We start from the raw sequence: 3,828 nt of genomic DNA, 5'->3' as shown, positions 1-3,828 counted from the left end.
TTGCTGTTGATGGTCAGTTTCGCAACTTCCATCCTGCCGCGAAGGACCAGCCCGTCCACTTCAATCCCGCGTCAGCAACGTCCATACCCGCAACAGCTAGGCCGATGACCGTTTCGTTTCCTTGATCGCTACGGGATCATCCTGGCGGACGATAAATGCCGAGGACTTTTGCAGCGTGAACGGTGGAAAGGAGCCGTGGCGTCTCGATTGCATCGGCGATGCGGTCGAAGTCAGCGGCGGTCAGCACACGCAGGGACAGCAAACCTAAGGTGTACGTGTCGAGAATTTCCAGCGCAGCGGTGGTGGCCTGCCGGACGGATACGGCAGGAATGGTGAATACGACTTCGACCCAGCCGAGTTCCGAGCGCTGGACGGCACCGTGGTGATCGATTATGGGCGGGAGAAGTTCACCGCTGACGTTCTCGTCGAATTGCATGTCGAGTTCGGCGACGACGACATACGCCTGTTGCGTCACAGGATTCGAACCCTCTCATTGTCACGGTCGGTAGTGAATTCAGGACGGGCGAGAGTAGATCGGGGTGCTGCCTAAACTCAAACCCTTCGTTCGGCCGCAACCCCTTCGATCCAGAAAGTCGTTGCGGCTGAACAAGCTTAATTCAGTGCATCGCCAGACCGAACCAGGCCGACGCTCCTAGCAGTAGGAGCGCAATGAGGATGACGGCGCGGGTGGTGTAAACGTGTCGCATCAGGACTCCGATCAGACGAAAACGAATCGTTCGGTGTGAAGATTTTGCGCCGGCACTCCCAGCTCGGTCAGTGACTCCTCGACAGCATTGAGCATCGGGGCGGGCCCACAGGTGAAGTACTGCAGTCGCTGATAGCGATCAGGCAGGTGGCGGACGATCATTTCGCGATCGAGGTAGCCTTGTTCACCGGTCCACCCTTCGGGTGGCGTCATCAGGATATTGACGATGGTGAGGTTCAAACGACGTTTAAGGCTTTCTAGTTCCTCGTCGAATGTGATGTCGTCGAGTGAGCGGCTGGCGTAGTACAGCAGATACGGTCGATTGTCGCTGCGGTCAGCCATGGTGCGCAGAATGCTGATCATCGGAGTAATACCGACACCTCCTGCGATGAGAACGAATCCCGGTCCTTCATTGCGATCTGGCGTGAAGACGCCGTGCGGCCCGTCGATGTATGCGCGGGTGCCCGGGGCGATAGTTCGGACGGTGGAGGTGAAGTCGCCGAGCGCCTTGATCGTCATGGACAGCACTGACGCGTTCTCGGCACTCGACGAAAACGAGAACGGATGTGACGTCACCGAAAACGGTGACCGATCGACGGTCAGCCAGCCGAACTGCCCGGGCTCGAACCGGAAACCCTTGTGCCCGACTGGGATCATCGTCAACGTCACGGCGTCACCGCGTTCGTGGACCACGGACTTGATCTTCCAGGGGCGACGAAGGCGCTCGAGCGGCCGGATCACCCGAACCCACAGCAACAGCAAGATCAACGCGCAGGTCATGATCGCCCACAACCATTTCTTCCAGGCATGGTCGACGTAATATCCGACCAGGAACACGTGCGCCACGGCGAAGGCGACAACTATCACCGAGATCGCCCCGTGGAGCACTTGCCACACCTCGTAGCGAATATTCATCCGCCGTCTCCAGATCGAGGTGGCAATGAGCACCAGCAGCAGCACTGTCGAGGTGACCGCGAACCGTGCACGCCAGGGGGCGTGCGCAAGGTTGAGCAGTCCGACGATGTCGATTCCCGCCAGCTGCAGGAGGATCGGGTGCGCCAAGATGAACGCCAAGGCGACATAGGAGATCTCGCGATGAAATTGAACTAGGGCATCTTCGCCGAAGGGTTCAGCCGCTGCCTGGAAGCGTGCCACCAGTGCGAACTGCATCCCCATCATCGACAGCCCGATAAAGCCAAGTGCGACAGAGAATTCGGTCAGGAAACCCCGACCCGGACCGGGGTGACCGAGCACCGCGAACACTAGCGGCATTACTGCCACTGCCAAGTAGAGTCCAATCCAGGCGACCGCACGTGTTAGCAATGTCGTCATCGAAAATATCCTACTCATCACGATAGGTCGGAAGGTTCGGCACGAAGATTATCGGATAGTCACCGAAGCGGAACGCTACTCCTAACGCGCCAGAACAAGAACATTAGGCATACGACTTTCGACTGACCTGAACGGTAAGAATTTTCAGCTCCACAATCGGGAGGGACGAGCGGGACGCTTTCGGATCGCCGGGGGCGATGCTGGTAATCCGTTAAGCCCGAGCCGAACAGCAGTGGCGGACGCTGGTAACTCAGCCTCATTGAAGGTCGCACACCCACAAACAATCGGATTGCGATGTTGCCCGACGCTATCTGCGGGCTGCGGAAGACCGCGAGTTACTGGCCCAGTACCTGGGTGAGTCCATGATCTGGTGCGGCAGAGCGCGTGGTCGGGTGTAGTGCCACCGGAGAGTGGCCAAGTCGGGCGCAGCTGTGACCTCTCGACCGTCGCCCGGGCCCGGCACGATTCCGAGCGCCATCAATAACATTCCAGTTGAGGCACCCGGCATCGGTGCGCGAAAGTCGTAGCTGATCCTTCTCTATCCACTGTGTGAACGGCGTTGTTCGACGGTCAACGCGAGGGCCGTGACAGCTAGGTCGCTGGTGCTTGTGACATCGAGCCCAGTGAGGGTGGTGAAGTCCCGAAGGCGTCGGCGCACCGTGTTTCGGTGCCTGTGTGTGCGTTCGGCGATGTTCGCGATAGTTCCCCCGTACGCGACCAGGTCGCCGACAGTCTCCAACAGAGCGGTGCGCTCGTACTCGCTCAGCATTTGTAGTGGACCGAACACTGCCTTGTGCACAGCATCGGCTACTTCGGCGTTTCCAGCTGCGATAGTGTGCAACCAGGTCTCGCGCACATGGCGCACCCCTGGAGTGACTCGGCCTTCGACTGTGGTCCGTGCAAGGCGAATTGCGCCAGGAACGTGTGCGAGTCCCTCGGCGTCCACCACGGTGCAGACGTGGTCCTCCAGTGCGACAAGATAGTCGATGAGGTTGGTTCTGGTATTCGGACGGTGAACGATCGCACGTAACTCATGTCCGTACCAACCGAAATGGTGAGCGATGCCGCTGGAACTCAATCGATGGGCGCAGCCGCCGATTAGCTCGGGTTGGGGAACGCCAAAATCCCCGACAGGACACAGGAATGTACCCGAGACTGGCAGGCCGAGAATCTGGGCGGCGTTGTCAACGGCGACGTGATTAGCTGCTCCGTCTATGAGCAGTTGGTCGAATGCCTCGGCTCGAATCTCCTCGAGTCCTCCTTGAGCAACTTGGTAGCCGCGCACCATTTCCTCGGTGCTCGTTTCGACCGTCTCCCACACTATGACCGACAACAGTTCGAGGAAGTCGGTTCGCGCAGCGAGATCAAGGTATCGGCCTTCGGCGATGAGTGCATCCCACAGCGTGCGTAGGTCGATTCGAAACGAATGGAGCACGGTCGGCAGCGGTACGTGCTGTTGCGCCCGGATGGTCCCAACGTCCAACGCAGCGGTGAGCAAGGCTTGCGGGCACAGGGTCGCCGACCAACGACTCGATCGGGCATCTCGCCTCGGTGCCAACCGCACCCTGGCGCCCTCGGACACTCTCGGTGACGACGTCGCCGACGCTGGGACTGTTTCGTAATCGGTGTTTTGGCCCGAGACGCTGAGTGAATGCTCGGCGAGGAGGTGCCGAGATGACGACACTGGAGAATGTTACGAAGAAGAGGGCCGAGCCCTCCGCGGAAGCTGCGGCGGCCGCGGAGTTGGTGCGCCTGGCCAAGGAGCAGGGCCTGTCGCTGACCGGGCCGGA

At 59.8% G+C, this 3,828-nt stretch carries 3 protein-coding genes; all 3 read right to left on the bottom strand.

Features of this window, described 5'->3' with window-relative positions:
- Window positions 1–136: 136 nt before the first annotated feature.
- The 3 genes from ACZ3J7_RS40855 to ACZ3J7_RS40845 all read right to left on the bottom strand — a co-directional run bounded on the left by ACZ3J7_RS40855 (window position 137) and on the right by ACZ3J7_RS40845 (window position 3,602).
- A complete protein-coding gene (locus tag ACZ3J7_RS40855; RefSeq protein WP_166814094.1) occupies window positions 137–475 on the bottom strand; it encodes a DNA-binding protein in 339 nt (112 codons plus the stop codon).
- Between the two features lie 243 nt (window positions 476–718).
- Window positions 719–2,038 (bottom strand): ferredoxin reductase family protein, encoded by a 1,320-nt coding sequence (locus tag ACZ3J7_RS40850; RefSeq protein ID WP_166814096.1) that lies wholly within the window; start codon window positions 2,036–2,038, stop codon window positions 719–721.
- A gap of 538 nt (window positions 2,039–2,576) precedes the next feature.
- A complete protein-coding gene (locus ACZ3J7_RS40845) occupies window positions 2,577–3,602 on the bottom strand; it encodes a helix-turn-helix domain-containing protein (protein WP_465628467.1) in 1,026 nt (341 codons plus the stop codon).
- Window positions 3,603–3,828 lie beyond the last annotated feature (226 nt).

This window comes from Kitasatospora sp. NPDC015121 (assembly GCF_055562955.1).
Note: the sequence above shows the minus strand (reverse complement) of the source record. Positions and strands in the feature narration are given on the sequence as shown.